Source organism: Hydrogenivirga sp. 128-5-R1-1 (assembly GCF_000171895.1).
Map to the genome: position 1 here is coordinate 1 of NZ_ABHJ01000413.1, position 1,291 is coordinate 1,291.

The window sequence follows — 1,291 nt, forward strand, 5'->3', positions numbered from 1 at the left end:
TAATGCACCTTTTTTATATCCGAAAAATTCAGCTTCCATAAGCTCAGGTGATATATTTGCACAGTTTACAGGGATAAATGGCTTGTCCTTTCTGGGACTAAGTTTATGAATAGCTTTTGCTACAAGCTCTTTTCCTACGCCACTTTCACCATAAATCAAAACAGTATTATCAAACAAAGCTATCTTTTTAATAAACTCAATTATATTTTGCATTAATGGATTTCTTGTAATGATAAAATCAACCTCGGCTTTAACAACTTCAAGCTCTTCTTTAAGCCTTTGATTTTCTTTAAGAATCTGGGCTTTTTCAACAGCTTCCTGTATTAATTTCCAAACAGATGGGTCATTAAAATCAACAGGTTTTGTAAGATAGTGAAACGCTCCTTCCTTCATACATTCAACAGCATTCTGTATAGTGCCATAAGCTGTCATTACAATAAAACTTGTTATTTTATTAAAAGTTCGGAGTTTTTTTAAAAATTCCTCCCCTGTCATTTCAGGCATACGCATATCAGATATAATCAGGTCATATAATTCCTGCTTTGCTTTTTCCAGTCCTTCCACAGCACTGTTTGCAGTATCTACAGAATAGCCTTCGTCTTCTAATATTATCTGAAATGAAGTAAGAATATCTTCTTCATCATCTACCAGAAGAATTTTACCCTTTTCCATATTAGTCCTCTGCCAAAGGTAGTTTTACAATAAATTCTGTTCCTTCATTTTCCTGACTTCTTACTTCAATCTCTCCTCTATGGTCTTTAATTATTTTACTTACAACAGAAAGACCAAGACCTGTTCCTTTTTCTTTTGTGGTAAAAAATGGGTCAAATATATGTTCTATCATATCTTCGGGAATTCCAGGACCGTAATCCTTTATAGATATAACGGCATAATGTTCATTTTTACTGAGTTTTATATCTATTTTTCCTTCATTGTTCATCGCTTCTATTGAGTTCATTAACAGGTTGATAAATACTCTCTGAAGCGCAGTTGCATCTCCATAGGTATAGATGTTTTTGTTTAATCTTTTGCTGATTTTTACTTTTCTTTTTAAATTTTCAGGCAAGGCAAGGTCAAGAGCGGAGAGTAGAATTTCCCTTAAATCCACCTTTTCTATTTTGTAATAAGAAGGCTTGGCATAGTTTAATAATCTTGTGATAATATCTGACGCCCTTTGACTATTTTTTTCTATTTTCTCAGAAAGCTGGATTATTCTGTTATCATTAAGAGTCTTCGCCCTTTTCTTAATTGCAAAAGCTGAAGCTGCAATAGCTGCCAGTGGATTTTTAAT

At 33.2% G+C, this 1,291-nt stretch carries 2 protein-coding genes; both read right to left on the bottom strand.

Going from position 1 to position 1,291, the window contains the following annotated elements:
* The coding region (locus HG1285_RS01120; protein ID WP_008289473.1) for a response regulator at positions 1-672 on the bottom strand (672 nt) is incomplete at its 3' end.
* 1 nt (position 673) lies between these two features.
* Positions 674-1,291 (bottom strand): HAMP domain-containing sensor histidine kinase (locus HG1285_RS01115; protein ID WP_032497185.1); only part of this gene is annotated, 618 nt, incomplete at its 5' end.